This window comes from Salimicrobium halophilum (assembly GCF_900100295.1).
GTDB lineage: Bacteria > Bacillota > Bacilli > Bacillales > Halobacillaceae > Salimicrobium > Salimicrobium halophilum.
In genome coordinates this window covers 166,330-190,034 of record NZ_FNEV01000005.1, presented here as the reverse complement: position 1 = coordinate 190,034, position 23,705 = coordinate 166,330, and the positions used below count along the sequence as shown (strand labels likewise).

The 23,705-nt window shown below is 46.1% G+C and carries 27 protein-coding genes; 11 read left to right on the top strand and 16 right to left on the bottom strand.

Going from position 1 to position 23,705, the window contains the following annotated elements; all coding sequences use genetic code 11:
• Positions 1-268 precede the first annotated feature (268 nt).
• Genes qoxA through qoxD form a run of 4 tightly spaced genes read left to right on the top strand, consistent with a single transcriptional unit; the run spans position 269 to position 4,003 of the window.
• Positions 269-1,159, top strand: a complete 891-nt coding sequence (gene qoxA, locus BLQ44_RS09790) for a cytochrome aa3 quinol oxidase subunit II (protein WP_093193710.1) — start codon at positions 269-271, stop codon at positions 1,157-1,159.
• Positions 1,160-1,177: 18 nt separating this feature from the next.
• Positions 1,178-3,127 (top strand): cytochrome aa3 quinol oxidase subunit I, encoded by a 1,950-nt coding sequence (qoxB, locus tag BLQ44_RS09785; RefSeq protein ID WP_093193709.1) that lies wholly within the window; start codon positions 1,178-1,180, stop codon positions 3,125-3,127.
• Positions 3,124-3,720: a cytochrome aa3 quinol oxidase subunit III gene (gene qoxC / locus BLQ44_RS09780; protein ID WP_093193708.1), complete on the top strand. Its 597-nt coding sequence runs from the start codon at positions 3,124-3,126 to the stop codon at positions 3,718-3,720. The genes qoxB and qoxC overlap by 4 nt, the downstream gene beginning before the upstream one ends.
• 1 nt (position 3,721) lies before the next feature.
• Positions 3,722-4,003 carry a cytochrome aa3 quinol oxidase subunit IV gene (gene qoxD, locus BLQ44_RS09775; RefSeq protein WP_093193707.1) on the top strand — a complete coding sequence of 94 codons (282 nt, stop codon included), beginning with the start codon at positions 3,722-3,724 and terminating at the stop codon, positions 4,001-4,003.
• A 93-nt stretch (positions 4,004-4,096) separates the two neighbouring features.
• Here qoxD and BLQ44_RS09770 read toward each other — a convergent pair whose 3' ends face one another.
• A complete protein-coding gene (locus BLQ44_RS09770) occupies positions 4,097-4,594 on the bottom strand; it encodes a GNAT family N-acetyltransferase (RefSeq protein WP_093193706.1) in 498 nt (165 codons plus the stop codon).
• A gap of 104 nt (positions 4,595-4,698) precedes the next feature.
• Entirely contained in the window at positions 4,699-4,926 is a 228-nt protein-coding gene (locus BLQ44_RS09765) for a hypothetical protein (RefSeq protein WP_093193705.1), read from the bottom strand.
• Positions 4,927-5,224: 298 nt separating this feature from the next.
• Between BLQ44_RS09765 and BLQ44_RS09760 the strand changes: the two genes are divergently transcribed.
• Entirely contained in the window at positions 5,225-5,899 is a 675-nt protein-coding gene (locus tag BLQ44_RS09760; protein ID WP_093193704.1) for a DUF421 domain-containing protein, read from the top strand.
• Here BLQ44_RS09760 and BLQ44_RS09755 read toward each other — a convergent pair.
• Positions 5,894-6,787 (bottom strand): MBL fold metallo-hydrolase, encoded by an 894-nt coding sequence (locus tag BLQ44_RS09755; protein WP_093193703.1) that lies wholly within the window; start codon positions 6,785-6,787, stop codon positions 5,894-5,896. The two genes, BLQ44_RS09760 and BLQ44_RS09755, sit on opposite strands and share 6 nt — an antisense overlap.
• Positions 6,788-6,811: 24 nt before the next feature.
• Positions 6,812-7,117: a hypothetical protein gene (locus BLQ44_RS09750; protein WP_093193702.1), complete on the bottom strand. Its 306-nt coding sequence runs from the start codon at positions 7,115-7,117 to the stop codon at positions 6,812-6,814.
• Between the two features lie 200 nt (positions 7,118-7,317).
• On the opposite strand from BLQ44_RS09750, the gene BLQ44_RS09745 reads away from it, so the two are divergent.
• The gene (locus tag BLQ44_RS09745; protein WP_093193701.1) at positions 7,318-7,770 is read left to right on the top strand and encodes a CotY/CotZ family spore coat protein; all 453 of its coding nucleotides are present in this window, start codon (positions 7,318-7,320) and stop codon (positions 7,768-7,770) included.
• Positions 7,771-7,832: 62 nt separating this feature from the next.
• On the opposite strand, the gene BLQ44_RS09740 is transcribed toward BLQ44_RS09745, so the two are convergent.
• From BLQ44_RS09740 to mgtE, 6 genes are all read right to left on the bottom strand, one after another.
• Complete coding sequence (locus BLQ44_RS09740) at positions 7,833-8,522, bottom strand: RluA family pseudouridine synthase (protein WP_093193700.1); 690 nt, start codon at positions 8,520-8,522, stop codon at positions 7,833-7,835.
• 19 nt (positions 8,523-8,541) lie between these two features.
• Complete coding sequence (locus BLQ44_RS09735; RefSeq protein WP_093193699.1) at positions 8,542-8,922, bottom strand: CotO family spore coat protein; 381 nt, start codon at positions 8,920-8,922, stop codon at positions 8,542-8,544.
• A gap of 12 nt (positions 8,923-8,934) precedes the next feature.
• Positions 8,935-10,386 carry a PH domain-containing protein gene (locus tag BLQ44_RS09730; protein ID WP_176757488.1) on the bottom strand — a complete coding sequence of 484 codons (1,452 nt, stop codon included), beginning with the start codon at positions 10,384-10,386 and terminating at the stop codon, positions 8,935-8,937.
• Positions 10,376-10,855, bottom strand: a complete 480-nt coding sequence (locus BLQ44_RS09725; RefSeq protein WP_093193697.1) for a PH domain-containing protein — start codon at positions 10,853-10,855, stop codon at positions 10,376-10,378. The genes BLQ44_RS09730 and BLQ44_RS09725 overlap by 11 nt, the downstream gene beginning before the upstream one ends.
• Before the next feature lie 270 nt (positions 10,856-11,125).
• Positions 11,126-11,911: an enoyl-ACP reductase FabI gene (gene fabI, locus BLQ44_RS09720; RefSeq protein WP_093193696.1), complete on the bottom strand. Its 786-nt coding sequence runs from the start codon at positions 11,909-11,911 to the stop codon at positions 11,126-11,128.
• A gap of 75 nt (positions 11,912-11,986) precedes the next feature.
• Entirely contained in the window at positions 11,987-13,351 is a 1,365-nt protein-coding gene (gene mgtE, locus BLQ44_RS09715; RefSeq protein WP_093193695.1) for a magnesium transporter, read from the bottom strand.
• A gap of 166 nt (positions 13,352-13,517) precedes the next feature.
• On the opposite strand from mgtE, the gene prpE reads away from it, so the two are divergent.
• Complete coding sequence (prpE, locus tag BLQ44_RS09710) at positions 13,518-14,258, top strand: bis(5'-nucleosyl)-tetraphosphatase PrpE (protein ID WP_093193694.1); 741 nt, start codon at positions 13,518-13,520, stop codon at positions 14,256-14,258.
• A gap of 293 nt (positions 14,259-14,551) precedes the next feature.
• Here the strand turns inward: prpE and BLQ44_RS09705 are convergent, their stop codons facing one another.
• Genes BLQ44_RS09705 through BLQ44_RS09695 form a run of 3 tightly spaced genes read right to left on the bottom strand, consistent with a single transcriptional unit; the run spans position 14,552 to position 16,860 of the window.
• On the bottom strand, positions 14,552-15,391 hold the full coding sequence (locus tag BLQ44_RS09705; protein ID WP_093193693.1) for an RluA family pseudouridine synthase: 840 nt from the start codon (positions 15,389-15,391) through the stop codon (positions 14,552-14,554).
• Positions 15,388-16,209 carry an NAD kinase gene (locus BLQ44_RS09700; protein WP_093193692.1) on the bottom strand — a complete coding sequence of 274 codons (822 nt, stop codon included), beginning with the start codon at positions 16,207-16,209 and terminating at the stop codon, positions 15,388-15,390. Before BLQ44_RS09700 ends, BLQ44_RS09705 begins: the two co-directional genes overlap by 4 nt.
• A gap of 12 nt (positions 16,210-16,221) precedes the next feature.
• Positions 16,222-16,860, bottom strand: coding sequence for a GTP pyrophosphokinase (locus BLQ44_RS09695; protein WP_093193691.1), 639 nt, complete (start codon positions 16,858-16,860; stop codon positions 16,222-16,224).
• A gap of 140 nt (positions 16,861-17,000) precedes the next feature.
• Between BLQ44_RS09695 and BLQ44_RS09690 the strand changes: the two genes are divergently transcribed.
• The 3 genes from BLQ44_RS09690 to BLQ44_RS09680 are packed head-to-tail and all read left to right on the top strand — an operon-like array spanning position 17,001 to position 18,930.
• A complete protein-coding gene (locus tag BLQ44_RS09690; protein WP_093193690.1) occupies positions 17,001-17,582 on the top strand; it encodes a CYTH domain-containing protein in 582 nt (193 codons plus the stop codon).
• Between the two features lie 59 nt (positions 17,583-17,641).
• Positions 17,642-18,043, top strand: coding sequence for a globin domain-containing protein (locus BLQ44_RS09685; protein ID WP_093193689.1), 402 nt, complete (start codon positions 17,642-17,644; stop codon positions 18,041-18,043).
• Positions 18,040-18,930: a ClpXP adapter SpxH family protein gene (locus BLQ44_RS09680; RefSeq protein WP_093193688.1), complete on the top strand. Its 891-nt coding sequence runs from the start codon at positions 18,040-18,042 to the stop codon at positions 18,928-18,930. The genes BLQ44_RS09685 and BLQ44_RS09680 overlap by 4 nt, the downstream gene beginning before the upstream one ends.
• An 87-nt stretch (positions 18,931-19,017) precedes the next feature.
• Here BLQ44_RS09680 and pepF read toward each other — a convergent pair whose 3' ends face one another.
• The 3 genes from pepF to mecA form a co-directional block, all read right to left on the bottom strand.
• Entirely contained in the window at positions 19,018-20,826 is a 1,809-nt protein-coding gene (gene pepF / locus BLQ44_RS09675) for an oligoendopeptidase F (protein ID WP_093193687.1), read from the bottom strand.
• Between the two features lie 31 nt (positions 20,827-20,857).
• Positions 20,858-21,985, bottom strand: coding sequence for a competence protein CoiA (locus BLQ44_RS09670; RefSeq protein ID WP_176757487.1), 1,128 nt, complete (start codon positions 21,983-21,985; stop codon positions 20,858-20,860).
• A 117-nt stretch (positions 21,986-22,102) separates the two neighbouring features.
• Positions 22,103-22,798, bottom strand: a complete 696-nt coding sequence (mecA, locus tag BLQ44_RS09665; RefSeq protein ID WP_093193685.1) for an adaptor protein MecA — start codon at positions 22,796-22,798, stop codon at positions 22,103-22,105.
• Positions 22,799-23,040: 242 nt separating this feature from the next.
• Here mecA and BLQ44_RS09660 point away from each other — a divergent pair, with 242 nt between their 5' ends.
• Positions 23,041-23,694 carry a TerC family protein gene (locus BLQ44_RS09660; protein ID WP_093193684.1) on the top strand — a complete coding sequence of 218 codons (654 nt, stop codon included), beginning with the start codon at positions 23,041-23,043 and terminating at the stop codon, positions 23,692-23,694.
• Positions 23,695-23,705: the final 11 nt, after the last annotated feature.

Genomic DNA, 23,705 nt, shown 5'->3' with positions numbered 1-23,705 from the left:
CAGGATTCTTTTTTGGTTATTAGCCTATCAATTCGACACGTTCTTCTGTAAAATGATAGGTGACGCGTTTTTTCGATGAATTGTGAAGATTATGTCTACAAACCGCTTTTTATTCCACTTTTTCACAACTTCGTCACACCTTTGTGACATTTTTTTCACTGAACATGAACAATTTGTGAACTGTTGACATAATCATTGCGAACGTCTGTCCTCACCCCCTATGATAGGAATACACGCTTACAGAACTTACTCAGAAAGGAGTCTGGTCATGAATAAAAAATGGCTGTTCTCCGGTCTCCTGCTGTCGGTCATTCTTTTTCTCGGCGGCTGTGAACCGGTCACGGTGCTTGATCCGAAAGGTCCTCAGGCAGCACTACTGAAAGACGTCATCATGATTTCCATTTGGACGATGCTGTTTGTCGTTGTTGTCGTCTTCGTTTTGCTTATATATATTCTAGTCAAATATCGTTCTACGAAAACGGCGTCAGACTATAGACCACCAATCATCAAAGGAAACATATGGGTGGAGATCACTACGATCGGAATCCCTGTTCTGATCATCGTTTTTCTATCGTTTGTATCAGTTCAAAGTACGTATCAGGCAGAAAGCGTACCTGAAGGGTTCAAAGACCAGGAACCTATGGTGATTTACGCTTCTTCTTCAAACTGGAAATGGCATTTCAGCTACCCGGAACAAGATATCGAAACGTTGAACTACCTTTATATCCCTACGGATCGTCCTATCGAATTCCGCCTTTACTCGTTTGATGCCATCTCAAGCTTCTGGATTCCTCAACTAGGCGGACAAAAATACGCCATGACAGGGATGCTCACGAAACTGAACTTGGCAGCTACGGAAGAAGCAGAGATGTGGGGACGAAATTCCAACTTCTCTGGCGAAGGGTTCGCCGAACAGACCTTCAACGTAAATGCAGTCTCTCAGGGAGAGTTCAATGAATGGGTCGAAGAAGTTCAGGAAACCGCAGAACCTATTGATGAAGAAACATTTGATGAACTACTTGAACCCGGTCATTTGGGTCAGAAGACCTTTACCGGTACACACCTCGAGTTCGATCCTGCTCCGGAAGAACATGGAGACCATGGGGACATGAACAAGGAAGAAATGAACGAAGAGGATATGGAACACTCGGAACATTAAGAGAGAGGAGTCTTACGGATGGAGTTTTTCAAACAATTTGCCGTCCCGAACCCCACTCCCACCATCTATCTGTCCATGGTCGCCATCGGTCTCACACTGATTGCGGTCCTGGCAGGTATTACCTATTTCAAAAAATGGGGATACCTTTGGAGGGAATGGCTGACGACGGTTGACCATAAACGAATCGGAATCATGTATTTGATCTCCGCGCTACTCATGCTATTCCGTGGTGGTGTCGACGCTCTTATGATGCGTGCACAGACATCCAGGCCCGGCAACGAGTTATTAAGTGCAGCCGAATACAATGAGATATTCACGACACACGGAGTCGTCATGATCTTCTTCATGGCTATGGCTTTCATTACAGCTTTGATGAACTTTGCTGTACCGCTTCAGATCGGAGCACGGGACGTTGCTTATCCACGCCTTAACGCGCTCAGCTTCTGGCTTTATTTCATGGGAGCGATGCTTTTCAACATCTCCTTCGTTATCGGAGGGTCGCCGAGCTCCGGATGGACATCATACTTTCCGCTAGCCGGTAATCAGTTATCGGAACACGTCGGTACGAACTACTACATGATCGCCCTGCAGATCGCCGGCTTGGGTACATTAATCACCGGGATCAACTTTATCGTCACCATTTTCAAAATGCGCGCGAAGGGCATGACTCTTATGAAAATGCCTCTGTTTACGTGGAGTGCTCTGATCACGAACCTGTTGATCGTATTCGCATTCCCTGTCCTTACAGTGGCTCTCGCGATGGGAACGATGGACCGGTTATTCGGTACCCACTTCTTTACAATCGATAACGGCGGTATGGCCATGCTATGGGCGAACTTCTTCTGGGTCTGGGGACACCCGGAAGTATATATTCTTGTGCTTCCCGCCTTCGGTATATACAGTGAAGTTATTTCTACGTTCTCCAAACGAAACTTATACGGTTATACTTCAATGGTTGTCGCCATTGTAGTCATATCCACACTCGCCTTCCTCGTTTGGGTGCACCACTTCTTTACGATGGGGCAAGGCGCATTTGTAAACAGTATCTTCTCGATTACGACGATGGCCATCGCCATACCGACGGGAATCAAGATATTTAACTGGCTGTTTACGATGTGGAAAGGAAAGATACAATTCACCGTACCGATGCTTTATTCCATCGGTTTCATCCCGATCTTCACTATTGGTGGTGTGACCGGAGTAATGCTAGGTATCGCAAGTGCGGACTATCAGTATCACAACACGATGTTCCTCGTTGCTCACTTCCACCTTGTGATCATCCCTGGAGTCGTCTTTGCGATGATTGCCGGAATGACTTACTGGTGGCCGAAGATGTTCGGCTTCATGCTGAACGAACGGATAGGACGATGGGCATTCTGGAACATTGCCATAGGTACTTGTCTCGCGTTCTTCCCGATGTTCATCGCTGGACTTGATGGACAGGCGCGCCGAATGTACACGTATTCGGAAGTAGCCGGATTCGGTGTCTGGAACCTTCTCTCCTTCTTTGGAGGACTCGGCCTGGCGATGGGCTTCATACTCATCGTATACAACGTTTACTACAGCGCCCGCTATGCAAGCCGCGATATCGGAGACGATCCATGGGATGCACGTACGCTTGAATGGGCGACACGCACTCCTGTGCCTGAGTACAACTTTGCGGTAGAACCGGAAGTGAATACCCGTGAACCGTTCTGGGACTCCAAGTACGAAGGAGAGAAACTCTTTAAAGAGAAGATCACCGACATCCACATGCCGAATAACAGTGGTCAGCCATTCATTATGAGCTCTTTCTTCTTTGTTCTCGGATTCGGTCTGGTGTTCAGTCTCTGGCTGCTGGTTTACATTGCAGCCGCTGGTATCGCTGTCCTTCTATTCTATCGTTCTTTCGAGAAGGATGATGGCCGTCATATCCACGAGGAAGATGTACGTGAAACGGAAAGAGAAATGGGAGGTGACACGCGATGAATATCGATCATTCCAAGCCGCTTGAATATAGTACTGAAACGAATGACCTGAATATCATCGGGTTCTGGGTGTTCATCGGAGCCGAAATCGCGTTGTTCGCTACCCTTTTCGCAGCTTATTTCATTTTGGAAGGACGCGTCGCTGACGGTCCTTCCGCAGGGCATCTTTTCGTCATCTCGACGTTGATGATTCAGACATTCGTTCTTTTGACGAGTAGTTTTACGATAGGTCTGGCTGTCAACGCTATGAGGGTCGGTCGCAAAGGTGCAACGATCGGTTTTCTGATCATCACACTGATCCTCGGTCTCGGGTTCGTCGGTGTCGAGATCTATGAGTTTTATGAATATGTACACGAAGGACTGACGCTTCAGACGAGCGCCTTTTCTGCAGCACTGTTCACCCTTCTCGGGACACACGGGGCTCACGTCTCCTTCGGCCTTTTCTGGGGAATTGCAATCATTATTCAGCTGGCTAAACGGGGATTCACTCCTCGCACAGCGAATAAGACGTTCATCTTTTCCCTTTACTGGCACTTCCTGGACGTTGTCTGGATCTTCATCTTCAGCTTCGTCTACCTGAAAGGAATGATGTAATATGAGAGAGCTATTTCCAGCGAAGCAAGTCGTAGGGTTCATTGCATCTCTCGTTCTGACTGTCATCGCCCTGCTGGTGTACTTCATCGATATGAGCTTCCAGCTCGGCATGATCATTCTACTTCTTACGGCCTTCACACAGGCAGGACTGCAGCTTGTCGTGTTCATGCACGCCGGAGAATCACCGGATTCCGATTCGATCTATGTAAATACGTATTACGGAATCTTCATTGCCCTTGCTATCGTATTTGGTTCACTCCTTGCGATGGTATGGGGATACTAAGAAACAAATTAAAAATAGAGACGACTGGATATGTTAAATAAAAGAGCCCGGCTGATGGAATCACATTCATTAGCCGGGCTCACCTATTTCTATTCACTTCAAAAGCTTGTACATATAGTATTCATTACGGTACTCCCCATCGATTTTAAGGGAGTGCACCTTTTCCCCCTCTATTTTGAATCCCATCTGTTTATACATATGGATCGCAGTTTTATTTCCCTTCAAAACCGTCAGTTCAAGACGTGATACCCCTTTTTCTCTCGCCCATCTGAATGCCTGACGTAATAACGCTTTGCCGATTCCCTGTCCTCTCCACGCTTCTTTGACGCCAAGTGCTAAATAAGCAGCATGACGATTCCTTTCGAGCTCATTCCCTTTCATCAAAATGAAACCGGTGATTTCTCCATTCTCTTCTCCGACCAAAAGATCCGATGAAGGGTCTTCCGTGATTTTATGTATAAGCTGTTGCTGCTCTTCTACACTCATCTTTCTTTCTCCCGGTGCATAAAGCATGTACCCGGACTCATCCAGTTCTTTATTGAGTTTCAAAAATTGCTGTGCGTCATCGATATCAAGCGGACGATAGTCCATGTATCTTTCCCCCTTGTCCATGCATCGTTGCTTCTCATCTTTACGTATTCCATTTTTCATCCATAACAAAACCCTAATTCAATCAAGAATTAGGGTTCTTACAATTAATGATTTAGTCGTTTGTCTTTTTTGAAGCGCAACGTCAATTCTTCGGACATGACCAGGAACAGTCCCATCATGAAAATGAATACCGATCCCATGACCAGCCCGACACTTACCATCGTTAATGTACGGTCACCGACTCCCATCACACTTAACAAAAATGTCACAATTCCCATAATAAGAATCGTTGCACCCGTATATTGTACTGCATTCAACGTTTTCGAATTCATTTTCATCACCTCTTACTTCTATTATTACCCTTGTTCACAATATTGTCAAACATTTTTTGATAACGTTTTCATTATTATTTCCCGGGAAATGCTCTGTATACGTATTTCGACTTTTACAGGTAAGGTATGATAAAGAATGACGAATCGATCCACGTTTATTAGGAAAAACAAGATCATCCCTGAACAATTCTTGGACATCCAGGGTATAAACCCCTCCTCTTCACGGACAGAATAGGAGTAGGAAACGGGAGTCGTTCGGCCCGATCATTCTTACATTCCGGGAGAGGAAGTTTAGTAAATGAACTATGTTGAAATCACTTTTGATACCCTGTTCGGCTTTCTCGGGTTGTTTATCCTTACAAAACTGCTTGGAAAAACACAGATCACTCAAATCACTGCCTTCGATTTCATTGCTGCCCTTGTGCTTGGGGAGCTGGTAGGAAACGCTCTCTACGACCCGGATACGGGAATCGTTGAAATCGGCTTCGCTATTTTGTTATGGGGGATTCTTATCTACACGACGGAAATCGTTACCCAGAAGTGGAAACGTACAAGAAACATTCTTGAAGGTCAGCCTTCCATCATCATCAATCATGGAAAAATAGACCGTCAGTCTCTGAAGAAAAATAAGCTCGACGTCAATCAATTGCTTCACCTGCTTCGTGCCAAGGATGTATTTTCCGTCCAGGATGTCGCCTATGCCATTCTTGAGACGGATGGCACGGTGTCTGTCATGAAAAACGATCCGGCCCAGGTACCTACCAAAGATGATTTCTCTTTCCCTGTCCAGAACCTTCCACTACCCCGGGCGCTTATCACTGATGGAGAAATCATCGAAGATAACCTGAAGGAACTTGGAAAAGACGAAACCTGGTTACATCGCCAGCTCAAGAAACAAAAAATCGATTCTGCCAAAGAAGTCATGTACGCAGAATATAAAGAAGGGGAATCCCTGTTTCTGCTCAAATTATAATATGGAAAATGTCCAGCGGTAATCTTTGAGATAACCGCTGATTTTTTCATTGCGTAGCAGACCGTTTATATATGCTGTGACGGCTGTACGATACAGCATCCAGGCAGGCATCTTCGTAACGGAAACATCGTACGCTTCGCACATCGCAGCAACCAGTGTCTCGTGACTTACTTCTTCTTCTTCCTTAATGAATCCCTCAACCCAATCCATCGCCTCCTGGTGATATTTTATATTTTCCTTTACAGTATCTCTGAAGTTATTCTCAAATTCCCCATGCCCGGGAACTGCGCCGGACACCTCCATATCGAGCAGCCTGTTTAAGGTCTCCAATTGAAGATGAGCATCGGTGATATAAGGAATTTTATGTTTATGAAGGTAGTCCACGCCGAAATAACTGTCTGCTGCGAACAGAATTCCATCAATCACAAGGCCGGCCTGACGATAGCTGTGACCGGGAAGAATGAAGACGTTCGCATGTATATCCCCGATTCGTACTTCTCCCTCTTCTCTAAGCATATCGATCGTTACCGGAGGCCCTTCAAGAAATTTATTCCTCATCTCCGGAAGTGGATCATTTCCTCCATGTAAATAAAGCGGTTCGATTACGGGGTGTTCCATGATAGCAGCTTCTAATGGAGGTGCCCACGTTTCTACTTTGTATTTATTGCGCACAAAAGCCGCTCCCCCATAATGATCCGCATGTGCATGCGTAATAAACAAGTGGGTGAGCGGCCAATTCTTCTCTTCGATTTCTTTCATTACCTTCTTAGCGGCGGAACGATCAATACCTGCATCGATCAACAGTCCTGTCGATCCTTTCTTTACATATCCAATGTTAACGGCACTATCGTAATAATGTATATCTTCAGTGATGGTTGTAAAACTCAATCTACTCTCCCCTTTCAGCCTCTCTCATACAGATTCGCTGAAAAAGGATCCTTTTCCTGTCATACTCGAATAAACTTTTTCCTGTACTTCACTAGGTACATGTCTACTCTTACTCTCTGCCTTATGAATAGTAGATGGTGTGTACATCAAGTCGCTCAGCTGTTGGTATTCCAAACGATCTTCTTCCCTCATCTGTTTTCGTTCTTTCACTTTCTGATCCAATACGATCTTCCATACTTTATCAAGGCCAACCGGAGAACGTTCCCGCTGAACGACACGATGCTGGTAATCCTGATACTGATAATGGTTGATCGGCAGAATATAACCCATCGCTTTCTCCTCCCTTCTTCTTTCTGTATACCCGTTTCACAGAACTTTAAGCGGAAGAATCTCAATGTGAAGCTAACATAGCTTATGAAAATACGGAGACGAAATCAACGATAAAGGGGACGTCAGCCTATACGCATTTCGTGTAGCGACATAGGTTAATAAGGACACCACGTCAATCCAAGAGGAAAGGAGACGGACATATGGGCTGCGGAGAAAAATTTGATTCCAAGAATTGCGTTTCAAACATTCTGAAAGAAATTGTGGACGCCCAATCGGACGTTCTGCACGACTGTGACTCAAGTTGCGAGCAATCCATCAGTGACCTGCTGGGAGATACGGGGGCTACAGGCCTTGATACCGTTCCTGTGCTACTTTACTGCGAAGGTACATGTAAACCTTTCAAAGGGTATGGAGCGAAGAAGACAGCAATCAAAGATATTATGGCAAGCTTTTACTTCCGGGTGAAATCTATCGATAGTCACGACTGTGCAACACTGGAGCTTCTAAGAGACCCGCATGACACGTGCGAGGATCCGGAGTCTCCAGTCAAACAATTCACGAAGAATTTGAAAGCGACTGGTATCTGTATCACTGTCGATGTCGACTGCTTCTGCCACATCACTTGCCTTCCTGCCGTCGAAGCATTATCCTGATCCAAAAACAAGAACGGTGAAGGGCTCTCCCTTCACCGTTCTATTTTTCATAATTCAAGTCACTATTTCTTCTCTGTATAAGAAGGCCATATACTCCATGGGTACTCCTCTGGCGGGTGGGAAGTGAATGTCATGTCTTCCTTCTTCGTAGGGTGAGTCAACACCAGACGATGAGACCACAATGCAATCTGTTGACCCGGATGATTCACATCCTGTCCGTATTTCTGGTCACCGAAAATCGGACAACCATGATGGGATAGTTGGACCCTGATCTGATGCGGGCGACCGGTATGAAGATCGATTTCCAAAAGACTGAACCCGGCTTCCTGTTCTTTCTCTTCATATTCGAGCACGGCCTCTTTTCCGTATTTATTGCTTTTTCCTACAACATAGACTTCGTTCTTTTTCCTGTCTTTGACGAGATAATTCTCCAGTCGTCCTCTATCTTTTTCCATTTCTCCATGGACAATAGTCAGATAGTACTTTTCCATCGCATTCCTACGAATCTGATCGGAGAGTCTCGACGCCGCTTTCGATGTCTTTGCAAACACCATCACACCACCGACAGGGCGATCCAAACGATGGACCAGTCCGAGATAAACATTCCCGGGCTTGTCATATCGGATTTTCAGATCTCTTTTAAGTATCGACAACAAATCGTCATCTCCGCTCGCATCTTCCTGTACGGGCACATTCACAGGTTTTTCGACAACGAGTAGATGGTTGTCCTCATATATAATAGGGATATGGATAATATCCCCTCCTTTCTAATCAAAAGCCAAGGAGCCGTATAGAAGTAATCTCTTCAAACGGCACTGTTTCATGGTAAGGGCGTCGAAATGTCTTCATTCCTACGTCCGTCCCGTCGTAAGACATAACGTATCCCTGGATCTCTTTCTCTTTAGTTTCGACAACACACTTCATTTTAGGCATTTGTGAAGGTAATGTCACGAAATAATTCACTTTTTCTTCAAGCTCCATATCCTGAAAACGTCGACGGCGTTCTCCTGGAGCATGGTCGTTCCCACTCTCTTCTTTCTTTACTTCCGGTGATGAGCGGTAAGTCTCCTGCCCTTTCTTCTCGATCGAAGGCAAGGGTGGCTGCGTTATATAAAGCTTCGGTCTCGTAATATAAGTTCCTTCCTGCTTCATATGACTTCCTCCTTATCGTTCTTGCTCACTTGTATGTATATGAGGCACGCTTGAAAATTGTGCAGATGCCTCGGTTACATCCTTCTCTTTAAGAGCGGAAACGATAAAGTGGCGGCCCGCCGTGTTGTTGAGAATCGCTACATCGATGGTAGCAAGCTGCTGCCGTTTATAAAGCCAATTCTCATTTTTTTCGAAAGCTTGAAGGCGTCGCTTCTGCAGAGTTACCGTTTCGCGGCTGATCTTGCGGAAACGCAGGTTCAAGTATGGATCATCCACAGCGATCCCTGCTGTCTGCCAGCGGAATAACCCCCAGCTGAGGAAAATCGGAACAGCTACTAATGGTACAGCAATCCAGGAAGGTGAAAAGTAGAATACCGCTATGACCGCAATTATAGATACAAGAGCGCCTTTCCATACGTAATAAGGAATAGCTGCGAGCGGGGGACGCTTAATCCCTGGTTCCTCCCGGTAATACTCGGGCAGGTACATCTCAAGAAAAGCGGGAACCCGTTTTTTCTTAAGTAAAGGAAGCATATATACCGTCCCCTCTTCCATACGGCCTCCACTGACTCCTCCTGCAACTTCGACGTACACATAGCAGAGACCGAACAGCTGACGGATCAGATTCTCCTTCACAATCACTGCCTGAATACGGTGGACAGGGATGGTGCGCTGCCGTTTTTCAAGCAGACCATACGTCATATATAGCTCCTTGTCGTATCTCGTAATCGTGAAATTCCCATATTTCACTATCGTCCAGAGCACTCCCGCTCCCCAAACGATAAACACAGACAACAACAGGAAGAAGACAAGTACTTGTATAGCCAACGACAGTACCCATGTCGTCACCTGCTCGTACACTTCGTCCGGAATGATCTGATTCGCCTGCGAGTACAACAGCCACATCAACCCTAATATGATAATCGCATTATCCGACGTGGCTCCCGTGAGAGCAAGTCTTCCGTAACCGAGCGTCTCAGATGGATACTCCTTTTCCACCTCTTCCTCATCTTCCAGGCTCGTACGTTTCCCCGTCTTCAGTTCGCTTTGGACCCGCTCTCCTTCCGAGAACAATACAGCCGACAGGGAAGCGTCCACGTTCTCATCGCTCCCTGCGGTCTCAATCTGGACTTTCGTCAAACCGAATATCCTGTGAATCAAAGACTGCGTCAAGTCGATGGATTGAATTCTATTTTTCGAGATGCGTCGTTCTTTTCGTATGACTATACCCTGTTTGATTTGAAGTTCATCTTCTGTAATCAAATAAGAGAATCTCAACCATTTTACAAACGCCATGAGCGACAACAATACAACCAGCACCGCTGCGCCGATGACTGCATACCAGAGGGTATCTCCGTTGAAGGAAATGACGATGATCGGTAAGAGACCAAGTGCCATATCCTTGAGCGATTTTATGAACTGGAACAAAATAGCTGCCGGGTGCAATCGCTTTTCAGACATCATCTTCATCCACCCTTGCAAGCTCTGAAATCCTATCCCGTAAATCAGAAGCCTCTCCATCTGAGAGAGCCGGAATCTCGTGGGTCGTAGCGGCCGTCGATATAGTCACTGTCGCAAGGGAGAAGTGTTTCAGAATCGGGCCCTGCTTCGTATCGACGTGCTGTACGCGGAGCATCGGTACAATCGTTCTTCTTCGTATCAGGATTCCGTGCTGGATATAAATTTCCTGTTCAAACACTTCATATTTCCAGCGTCTCCACCGGAGAGCCGGGACAAGGAATACGGACAGAACAAGATCGATGACGAATAACAGCACAGCCAGGGCGATTACCCACCAAGGCCATGAAAAATATATGTAAGTCAGAATGGATGCAGCTATTATAAGTACAGGTATGAACAAAAACAGAACAGCGGTCCATCGCCATGCGGCAATCGCTGTTTTTTCGATATGATGTGCGGGAGATTGACGCATATCCTCCCTCCTTCCTGTTTTCCATTATAACGAATGCTTCTTTGAATTGCGAAATCTTCCTTGATTTACCGATTATAGGGCAGTATTTTTCTCTTTTCTCAATATTTCTGTCCCATACATTTTTGTATTGCATGATAAATATAGTACATCCATGAAAAATGCCGCATATCTATTTTTATGCGGTACTTTCTCCTCTCTTCTTTATAAAAAACGCTCCATAACGATAACCACAAAAAACGGTACCTTCCATAGAAGGCACCGTTTTTTTGATTAATAACCGATAATGTTGAACCCGGAATCGACGTGGATGATTTCTCCCGTCACGCCGCGGGACAGATCACTCAACAGGTAGTAAGCGGTACTTCCGACTTCTTCCTGTGTTACTGGACGACGAAGCGGGGCCCGCTCCTCGATTTCAGAAAGAATCGAGTTGAAATCTCCGACTCCTTTTGCACTCAACGTACGGATCGGACCAGCAGAGATAGCATTCACACGGATACTGTCTTTTCCAAGGTCACTTGCGAGATAGCGCATATTTGCATCAAGGCTTGCTTTCGCTACACCCATGACGTTATAGTTCTGAACAACTTTCTCTCCGCCGAGATAAGTCATCGTCAGGATACTCCCGCCTTCAGTCATGAGCGGTTTCGCGGCGCGGGAGACTGCAGTCAGAGAATAAGAGCTGATGTTCTGCGCCGTCAGGAATCCGTCCCGGCTCGTGTTGAGGAATTCCCCTTTCAGCTCATCGCGATTAGCGAAGGCGATGCAATGGGCAAGTCCGTGAATGGTTCCTACATCCTTACCGATCGCTTCGAACGTCTGAATGATGGACTCATCATCTGTCACGTCACACTCATAGAAAAGAGGTTCCTGTCCTTCACTTGTATCAAGCGATTCTGCGAGTTCACGCACAGATTTCCCGAAACGTTCGCCCACGTATGTGAATACGAGACGCGCACCGGCTTCGTGCAGCGAACGTGCAATTCCCCATGCAATGCTTCGTTTGTTGGCCACGCCCATTACGACGTATGTACGGCCTTCTAATGAAAAATTCATGAAAACCCCTCCTTGAGGTTAGTATTTGTTATTAGTACCTGCTCTTATTTTATTATACCTCGCTCGAAAATACAATTACACGAGTAAATTCATAAAAGCAGATGCCATGCCGAAATAGATGAGAATAGAAATCAGGTCATTGATCGTAGTAATGAACGGACCTGAAGCGACAGCCGGGTCAATGTTCAGCCTGTCCATAATGAGCGGCACAAACGAACCTGCGATGGTCGCTACAATCAGGGCAGACATGATGGAAATACCTACGAGTACGCCAAGAAAGAAATTCCCCTGCCATACGTAGACGATTCCCATGATGATCAATCCACAAACGACACCGGTGATCAACCCCGTAGATGCTTCTCTGAACATCATACGGACTTTCCCCTGCTTCCTTATTTCCCCCGTAGCAATCCCACGCACTGCTACGGCAAGCGCTTGCGTCCCTGTGTTACCGGCCATACCGGCAATCAACGGAATGAAAATGGCGAGTATCGCCACTTGATTGAGCTGCTCTTCGAACTGACTGATCAGGCTCGCTGTGAGGCTTCCGAGAAACAGCAGAATGATCAGCCATGGCAGACGCTTCTTGGCGGAAGTGAACGCATTGTCATTCGGTCCATCCACGTCTGAAATCGCCGCCAGCTTGGAATAGTCATCACTCGCTTCTTCATCCATGACATCCATGATATCATCAACCGTTATGATCCCGAGAAGATGATCCTGAAAGTCGACGACCGGGAGTGCCAGAAAGTCATAGTCACGCATCATTTGCGCAATCTCTTCCTGGTCCTTCGCTACGGAGACACTTACGACACGGTCACTCATCGCCTCTTCGATTGTCCACTCCGGCTCAGAGATGATCAAGTCACGGAGGGAGATCACACCGACTAATCGCTTATCTTCATCAACGACGTAGGTGTAGTAAATCGTTTCTGCATCAGGAGCTTCTGTGCGCAAGTGATTCATCGCTTCCTGCACTTTCATCGAAGCTTTGAGAGAAACGTATTCTGTCGTCATGATCGAGCCGGCCGTCTTCTCTTCGTAATGAAGCAGGTCCTTGATTTCCTGAGCGTCTTCCTGTTCCATGATGGTCAGGAAACTGGCGACTTTATCCTTGTCCAGCTGATTCATGATATCTACGGCATCATCCGAAGACATTTCAGCGAATACGTCCGAGGCGAACCGCGGATCCATTTCCGAAAAATACGGCTCTACTTCTTCATCGTCCACATGTTCCATGACATCCGCCATTTCTTCAGGCGAGACGTACATATATATTTCCTGGCGCAACGATTCTTCCAATTCCTCGAAGATCCTTGCCTGATCATATGGATGCAATTCCAGAAATTCAGCACGGAACTGATCGATCTTCCCATTTCTCAAAGACTCCTCGATTTCATTCCAGGCATTCTGACGTTCCTGTTCGTCCAGATGTTCCATTTCGGTCCACCTCCTTTGTTATAATGAAAAGTGAGTTTGTCCCGATGAAGGTATAAATCAGACCTCTACTTTAAATCCTTCATCTTAAAAGAAGTATGATTTACATCTTCATAGGGGTAATACTGAATGTAAACGAAAATCTTGTTATTGAAAAGGAGTACTGCTCATGTCTTACGATATTATCGGTGATGTTCACGGCTGCCTCGATGAACTGAAGCAACTATTCGAAGACCTCGGTTACCAATTTGAAAGAGGTATCCCTGTCCACCCGGAAGGCAGAATTCCCGTATTCCTTGGTGATATCACCGACCGCGGCCCTTCCTCGATCGAAGCGATCGATTTCGTCCATGATCTCGTCATCACCCATCAGAAAGGCCGATATATTCCAGGGAACCATTGTGATAAACTGTACCGCTACTTCCGAGGGAATCCCGTACAGGAAAAGCACGGGCTCGAGACTACGACAGAAGAATATCGTTCCCTTCCTTCAAAAGAACAAGTCATCGTCCGGGATAAATTCATGACCCTGGTCGAATCCTCTCCTCTTTACCTTGAGCTTCCCGAAATCGATACAGTGGTTGCTCATGCCGGCATCCTCGAAAAAGATATCGGGCAGATGAACAAGCGGATTCGCTCCTTCGTCTTATATGGAGCAACTACAGGAAAAACAATGCCGGATGGACGCCCCGAACGTCTAGACTGGGCAGCCGGATATACAGGTAATAAAAGAATCGTATACGGACATACACCCGTCCTGGAACCGAGGTTCAAAAATCACACGGTCAACATCGACACCGGTTGCGTCTTCGGAAACAAACTGACCGCCCTAAGACTCCCTGAGGAGAAAATTGTCCAAGTCCCATCCTCTCTTCCCTTTCAACCAGAGAGCTTCAGGAAATTCGAGTAGAGAAAAGAAAAGTGGAGGCATCCCGCTTAGAAGCTCTGACCTAAGTAGACCGGTCAGATAAAAAACGTTCTTCCTTTTTTCTGATCCGGGCTACTTAGGGCACGGGCTTCTGGATGTCGCAACTAGATCAAGAAAAGTGGAATCACCCCGCTTAGAAACCTTAGTCACAAGCAGCCTTGTTTTCTTTTGGGCGTTCTATCCCTAAAAAAGCGAGGCTGCTTGTGGCTCCGGTTTCTGGGTGATGCAACTAGATCAGAAAAGCGGAGGCATCCCCTCGAGCCTAAGGAGACTGATCAGACGAATGGTGGAGAAGAACTGAAGCTCATCGCCTCTTTCGTCCACGGATGTGTAAAAGAAAGCTTTGCACTATGAAGCGCCTGTCCATGAGACAGATCGGAAGCAGCTCCATAAAGCGTATCCCCGACGAGCGGATGACCCAGGGAAGCCATGTGGACGCGGATCTGATGCGTTCTGCCTGTTTCGAGTTCAAGCTGAATGATACTTCTACCTTCGTCAGTATCCACCACCTTATAATGAGTGACTGCTTCCTTTCCTCCTGCAGCTACCTTTCGGCGGATGATCGAATCCTCCGCACGTGCTATCGATGCACAAATCGTTCCCTGTTCTTGTTCAGGTACCCCTTCGACGAGAGCAAGATAACTCCGGCGGATCATCTCTTTCCGGTTGAAAAGAGAATGAATGTAAGGGTGTTTCGCAATAAGCAAAAGGCCTGAGGTATCCCGGTCCAGTCTCGTCACCGGGTGCACTGTCTGTTTCCAATCTGAAGCTTCGTAGTGAGACAGCACGCGCTGTACTATGGTATGGGAGGGGTGCTGAGCAGAAGGGGTCATGGCCATGCCTTCAGGTTTATCTATGATCAGAAGATCTTCATCCTCATATGCTATGTCAAGCGGACCATATTCCGGCTCATAAGGGTAAGTATCTACAACAGGAAAATGAACCGTCAGGCTATCTCCCTCTTTCACCTGTTCGTAGTGCAGGACAGGCTTTCCATTCAGTAGTAACGTTCCGCTTCTCTTGATTTCTCTGACCATTCTGCGGGACAACGATGCATCCAGACGAAGCGCCTCCTGTACGGTCCCCGCTCTTGATACGGAGAATACCTTCCTCACTTGTCCTTCCCTTCCTCCGTATATTGATCGGATATGAACGAATCATGAACCCTGCGCCAAAACGGAAAAGGGCGGAACCTTGCGAATCTCACCTTTTCTTTCGCTACCCGGCACTGGATGGATTCGACGTTGCTGTAGGTCCTCGTGAGGTGATCGATGGTAAAAAGGAAACTCCGTTCATTCAGTGGACGGAACACGCAAGTATGATGGCCTGGCAATACAAGCGGAGATCCGATCGTACGGAACACCCGGTTGTTGATTGAAGCCATTTCAGTTACCTGGATCGCTTCAAGCGATGGATGGAGAATCGCTCCTCCAAGAGCTTTGTTATAAGCTGTACTTCCGGATGGAGTCGAGATACACAACCCGTCGCCCCGGAAGGTTTCGAAATGGTCTCCTTTGATATCGATGTCGACGACGACCGACCCTTCTGATGTCTTGATCGCACACTCATTAAGTGCGAGATGGCGCTCTTCTTCTTCGTGATCCTTCTGTTTGATGACCACCTCAAGAAGGGGATACTCGACGACCTGAAAAGGTGTACGTGCAATTTCGATGATCAGCTTCTCCACTTCCTCTGGCATCCAATCCGCATAAAATCCGAGGTGCCCCGTATGAATTCCGATGAAGGCCGTGTCATCCAGGCGATTCAAATAAGTATGGAAAGCTTCGAGAAGCGTGCCATCTCCACCGACGGAGATGACGAGTTCCGGAGCTTCTTCGTCGTACTCCAATTTGAACTCACTTAAGTAATTTTTGATTTTCGTCCGGAGCTCGTTCGATTTGCGATCTCCTTTAGAAAGGATAGCGAATTTCATTTTCTCACCTCTTCAGTCCCGGTTATCCCTCTGTTTGTATTCGTCCTTTTTGCGGAATTCTTTACGGGCCGCGTACACTTCATCCTTGATTTTGGACATTTCTTCGTCCAGGCGGAAAGCCGCTTCCCCTGCCCGCTTCAATCTGGCTTTGATTTCCGGAGGGATCTGTCCGGAGTATTTATAGTTCAATGTGTGTTCGTTTGTTGCCCAGAAGTTCATGGCAAGCGTTCGGATCTGAACCTCTGCCAGCAAGTTTTTCTGACCGTGGATCGTTTCGACAGGGTATCGAATAACGACGTGGTAAGAACGGTAGCCGCTTTCTTTCTTTTCAGATACGTAGTCTTTTTCCTCCACGATGGAAAAATCATTCCGGTGACGCAGCATATCAGAGACGACGTAAATGTCACTCACAAACTGACAGACCACCCGTACACCTGCGATATCCTGCATTTCTTCTTCGATGTTTTCCGGGTTGATGGCTTTCTTCTTAGCTTTATCAATGATACTACTCTTAGGTTTTACCCTTCCTGTCACAAATTCAATCGGAGATTCTTCTCCTTCGAAATCATATTGCTGCCGCATTCCTTTGAGTTTGACTTTCAACTCTTCCACAGCTTGGGCATACGGTGCAAAAAAAGCTTCCCAATTCATACCGCGCACCACCTTATCAGACATCTAATAATGGTTATGAAGTGATTTTTGATTCAAATCCATTGTATCATAATACCATAGGAAACAGGCTGTCCGCGCCCCTGCCTGATGCGAAATTTCTACAGAGGAGAGTGAATCAGATGAGTCAGGAAATTGAAATCGAGTTCAAAAACTTGCTTACAGAGAAAGAATATATGAGAATGCTTGAGGGTTTGCCTTTTGAGAAAGAATCATTCACCGAACAGACGAACTACTACTTTGAAACAGAAGATATGCAACTGAAAGAGAACGGAGCAGCCCTTCGCATCCGTCATAAAGGGGACAGCTGGACGATGACGCTGAAAGAACCGCATCCGGAAGGGCTACTCGAAACGCACGATACTATCGATGAACGACAGGCCGATCAGTGGATCCAGAACAGAGGTGCTAAGCAACCGAATATCACAAAACAGTTGGAAGCGATGGGGATCGATTCTGCGGATCTACGCTTTCTTGGATCACTGGCTACCAGAAGAAGAGAAATCGACTACAAAAATACGACCGTCACTCTCGATTACAGTCGATATTTCCAAGTACAGGACTATGAACTGGAAATTGAAGCGAACTCAAAAGCCCAGGGAGAAACAGTCTTCGAAGAGCTTCTGGACCGTTTTTCCATCCCGAAGAGGGAAACGAAAAACAAGATCCGGAGGTTTTATGAAGCGAGGATGCAATCAGATTAGTTGTTGCTTCTTCTCCCCCTTGCTACAATGAATAGTATAGATAGGAAGGGATCAAGATTATGACTCAGGAACATCGATCCATTTACGAAGCGATCGGGGAAGAGCGTCTGCACGCTCTTGTCGACGCTTTTTATAAACGTGTAGCAGACCATCCGGAACTGAAACCGATTTTCCCGGATGATTTGACAGAAACGAAAAGAAAACAGAAGCAATTTCTCACCCAATTTTTCGGGGGACCACCTCTGTATATTCAGGAACACGGTCATCCGATGCTGAGGGCGAGACACCTGCCTTTTCCTATCACACCGACAAGGCGGGATGCATGGCTTTCCTGCATGAGAGAAGCAGTCTTTGAAGTCGGCATTGAACAGCCGTACGAACGGATTATGCTCGAACGACTTACGATGACAGCGAATCACATGATGAATACACCGGAAGACGAGAAAGGGGAATCTATGTGAGTTGGAGAAGCTTAGGCCAGCCGGACAAAGCAGTCCAGGGCTTTCAGGAAGGTTTTTTCAATTTACAGAAGCGGCCGATCGAGATCTATGTATTCGTGGATCCACTCTGTCCTGAATGCTGGTCGCTCGAACCTTTCCTCAAAAAACTCACTCTCGAATACGGACGTTACTTTAAAATACGTCCTATTCTGAGCGGATCATTGACCACCCTGCAGAAAAGCTGTCCGGATAATCCGGAACGGCTGAAGAAACAATGGGATCACATGACCTCCGTAACAGGGATGTGCTGTGATGGCGATGTATGGCTTGAAAATCCGGTTTCTTCCCCGCTTTCTACAGCACTTGCAGTGAAAGCGGCTGAGTTCCAGGGCAAAAAAGCCGGCATGAGATTCTTGAGGAAGGTGCAGGAGTATGTATTTTTAGAGAAACGGAATGTGTCTCAGGAAGAAGTACTGATTGAATGTGCGGAGAAGAGTCGCATTGATGTGGAAGAATTCAAGAAGGACCTTCACTCCGAAACGGCGAAACGCGCGCTTCGGGGAGACATGAAACTTATGAGAGAAATGGAAGTGGACGAGACACCGACCATCGTCATTTTCAACGAATCGGAAGAAGACGCAGGCCTGAAGATCACCGGACTTTATGATTATCATATTTATGTAAAAGTATTAAAAGATATGCTGCAACAGGACCCTGCTCCCTCTCTGAAACCGAATCTCGAAGAATTCATGAAACAGTACCGTTTCGTCGCCAACAAAGAAATAGCCGTCGTCTACGATTGGACGGAGAAGGAAGCGAAACGGGAAATGCGAAAACTCGTACTGAAAAGAAAAGTACGCGAAGTCCCTGTGAAACACGGTGTCTTCTGGGAATACAGCGATAACTAGAGAAAGAGGCAGATGTCTGAATGGACATCTGCTTTTTTCATGCAAAAAGAGCCGCTCCTTGATGAGAACGGCTCTCTCTGATTATAGTCATCCTTCAAGCAGACGCTCCATCTCTTCAAGCTTCTGCTCAAATACATCCAATGCTTCAAGGACAGGCTGTTTGGAAGTCATATCTACTCCGGCCTTCTTCAGCACTTCAATCGGATAATCACTGCTTCCTGCTTTCAGGAAGTCTTTGTATCGTTCAACGGCAGGAGCCCCTTCTTCCTGGATCTGATTGGCGAGGGCCGTCGCTGCAGAGAACCCTGTGGCGTACTGGTACACGTAGTATCCCATATAGAAGTGAGGAATTCTCGCCCACTCCAGGCCGATTTCTTCGTCGATGAACGTATCGTCCCCGAAGTATTTTTTGTTGAGATTGTAATAAATCTCCGTCAGCTTCTCCGCCGTGAGTGCTTCGCCTTCCTGCTCCCGTCTATGGATCTCATGTTCGAATTCCGCAAACATCGTCTGACGGAATACCGTACCACGGAATCCTTCGAGATAGTTGTTCAACAGATACAGCTTCTCTTTTTCATCTGTCGTATTTTCCACCATGTAATCATTCAGCAACGCTTCGTTCGTCGTGGAAGCGACTTCTGCAACGAAGATGGAATAGTTCCCGTAACGATACGGCTGATGTTGATGGGTGTAATAACTATGGAGGGAGTGACCCAACTCGTGAGCTAATGTGAACAGGTTATCCACATTGTCCTGCCAGTTCATAAGAATGTAAGGGTTTGTGCCATAGTGACCTGAAGAATAGGCACCACTGCGCTTCCCTTTGTTCTCCTCCACGTCGATCCAACGATTCTGGAACCCTTCACTCAGCTTCTCCACATAATCTTCACCGAGCGGCTTCAAAGCCTCCAATACCTTCTCCTGTGCCTCTTCGTACGTCACCTTCATTTCCACATCTTTTACAATCGGTGTATAAAGATCGTACATGTGCACTTCATCCAGCCCCAATACACGCTTTCTCAATCGGACGTAGCGATGCATGAGATCCAGACGATCGTGTACAGCTTCAATCAGGTTATCGTACACACTTTCCGGAATTTTATTGGAATCGAGAGCCGCCTGTCTCGCACTATCATAATTGCGTACAGTCGCTTTGAAATTGTTCTTCTTCACATTGGCACTCAATGTGGAAGCGAACGTATTTTTGAAAGACCCGAACGTATCATACATTGCGCGGAAAGCATCTTCGCGAACTTTACGATTATCGGATTTCAGGAAATTCAAGTACCGACCGTGCGTTACATCCACCTCGTTCCCTTCTTCATCCTTGATCGAAGGAAAAGTAAGATCAGCGTTGTTAAGTGCTCCGAAAGTCTGGGCCGGAGCTCCGGAAATTTCCGAAAAACCGGCGAGCAGTTTTTCTTCCTTCTCACTCAGTATGTGTTCTTTCTGACGAGTGATTTCATTCAATGTATGTTCGTAATGCTTCAGCGGTTCGTAATCCTCGAGAAACTTATCTATCGTACCTTCTGGCAGCGAGAGAATCTCTGGAACGATGAAGCTCATCGCCTGAGAAGCTTCTGTAAGCAGGGACTCCGCTTTCGTATTCATTTCCTGATAATACGCATTCGTCGTGTCCTGATCGCTGCGCATGTGTGCATATGTGAATAGTTTCCCTAAACGTTCCGAGAAACGGTCCTGGAAATCGAACAGTTCATAAAGCCTCTCTCCGGAATTTCCTAACGTATTCTCAAAAGGGGGAATCTTTTCTGTTTCCTTCTTCAGTTGTTCAAACTCTTCGTACCACGCTTCGTCTGTCTCGAAGATATCTTCGAGTCTCCACGTACGTTCTGTGGGAATCTCTTCACGTTTCGGTAATTCTTTCGTTTGAGCCAATGAATAGCCTCCTCTTTTCTTCTGAAATTACTTAAGGTTTATCATCCCTATGTTTCAATTGTATCATTAATTCCTTATCCTGCCGCAGCGCCTGCTCTATATTTTGCGAAAAAGGGATATCACTTTGTTTATACCAGCACTCCCCTTTTTTCACTGCATATCCTAAGTATGCCAGTTCTTCGAGGTATTCATCCATCAAATCGATCGTCTTCTTTCCAAGAATATCCCGTACAGGAATCGAAGGCATACGAAGTATCTCCCCCTTCTTCAAAGGAAGAAAGTGGCTGACAATCGCTCTCGTCTGCCACAAATGAGCAGGTTTATCATATAAGGGTTGGTAACGAAGAGGCAGAAAACAGACGGAAGGGATCAGAGAATAATGGATACGGTTCAAGTATAGGAACTGGAGAAACTGACGGTCTTTCCCGGAAGGACGAAGAATCGGAGTTGTCCGATAGCGATAGACACTACGTTCCCACCATTCCCATTGGATAGAGGCTTCGCGTGCTCGAAATAAATCTGGAAAAGATAACGATGGCAGGAATGTCGACCTTGGACGGACAAGTATTTTTCTCGAAGAAAGAGACTGGTGAATATCCAGGATGGAGAAGCGCTTCGATTCAGGGGAGAAGGTATAGAAGTGTAGATGATTATCGAAACAATAGATGAAATTGCGTAGGAATTCAGAAAAGGAAAGTAATGGGGGCTTGCCTTTCACCTTGTCTTCGGAAATAATCCACAATGGAACAATTCCTGCTTTCTGATAGTGCCTGGTTCTTCTCTTCACTTCAGCGGGGGAAATAACGGAACACTGGAATTCTAATGCGAACTTATATGTCTTCCACTCGACATAGACATCGGGGCGTTGTCCGATCGCAGGAAGAAAATGCTCGAGCTTGGGTTTCAACTTTTGTCTATGAAGCCATTCAAAAAGCATCAGTTTGCCTTTCTGATGACGAAGAGATTCTCCCTTATATGAACAGGAACTCCTCGGCAAATGGGCAAAATGCGGGGCACGCTTCGTACTGAGACGAAGCTGCACTGCTTCTTCGCACATCGGACAATAAAAAGGACCACCCTTTTTCAGATGTTCTATTTCTTTCGTTGAACGACGGTACAATACACACGGAACCCCGTGGTCATCTAATGCTGAAAACATGTCCCACCACCTATCCATAGAATTGTGTCATCTAGAAACTATTCGACAAAAGTCGGAAGAATCCTGCAACAAAAGGCAGCAGGCTAGGTTAAAAAAAGACAAAAAAAAGCACTTTCCTTAAGCGGAAAAGTGCTTAGCGATCGATTGTAGAGCATCCTCTTCAAAAATCGTCTTTCCGTATTCACTTATGAGATGAATCGTATTCGTCGTTTCCGACCCGAATTCCATCAGACGGCTCAAGTAATTTTCCTGATCCCGATCATTCATATTTTCATCGGTGAACTGAATATATACATAATAGGCATCTTCATAGTGATAAAGCGAATCATGAACGGTGGAAGGCAGTGTCACATAATGACTCAACTGGATGACATCTTCAATGTCCGGAAAACGGAGCGCGAAAGCAAGAGGTTCTTCAGAGCCTTCTTCTTCCTCTTCCTCTTTTTCCTCGGTATCATTCTTAGCCGTATCCGCCGGCTCACTTTCAAGCAGGGATTCGAGCTTCTCATCCATCGGAATGTCGATGTTCTTGTCTTCATTATCAGGAAGCTCAAGTTTTTGACCATCCTGAGACAGCTGAGCTTTCGTCACAATGATCTCCATTCCTTTATCCATAGCCTGGACCTGGATCCAAAGAGGTCCTTCCGGTGAGAAGTCTTCCTGATCACTCACCTCATCCATCATTTCCCAGAATAACTGTTCACTACGCTCACGATCATACCAGATTTCTTCGCGGTTGAATCCGCGCTTCTCCACATCGTTATACGTTATATAAAATTTGACTGTGTTCTCATTGATCCGTTCTATTTCCATTTCGTCTCTCTCCCTTCGAAGTAGTATAACAGGCTGAAGAGACTGCTCTATTGATTAACACAATACCCGAAAGTGAATGGCTTCAATCAAGCTTTAATAAATTCGGTGTGTTATCTATCTCTATTGTAGGATAAGTTTCCTCGACTTCAAAATGAATTGCTTTCTCAATCGAAGATGAGGTTGATTTTATATTTTAGACTATTTGCAACAATTTGTCACTAGATAAGGAGGCTTTTTTCCCCATGGATTTGGACATGCTTGAACCCATACTGCTTATCATTACCATCGATCTCGTTCTCGGGGGGGACAATGCTGTCGTAATTGCCCTCGCATGCCGTCATCTCCCTGATTCGGAAAGAAAAAAAGCGATATTCTTCGGCACAGGGCTTGCTATCGGGTGCCGGATTTTCATGACTGCCGTCGCCATCTATCTTCTTCAGATCCCTTTCCTCACTGTGATTGGAGGAATCCTGCTTCTTTACATTTCTATTCAGCTGCTGAACCCGAAGGAAGCAGAATTATCCGTAAGTGGAGGTGTGAGTGCCTGGCAGGCTATCCGTACGATAGTCACTGCGGATATCGTTATGGGTTTTGATAATGTGCTGGCCATTGCCGGAGCTTCAGAAAATCGTCTCACCTATGTCATCTTCGGTTTGTTACTTTCCGTCCCTATCATTATATGGGGAAGCACATTAATCTTGAAGGTTCTCGACCGTTTTCCGCTCTTTCTCTACATCGGTACAGGAATTCTCGCCTATACATCCGGACAGTTGATCCTTCAGAACGAAAAAGTATCAGAAACAGTGACACAGATTGCTTATGGTCCTATTCTCTTCTCTATGTTCCTCGTTGTTTTTGTACTATGGACGGGAAGACTTCTTTACCGTACTAATTAAAAAAGCTATGC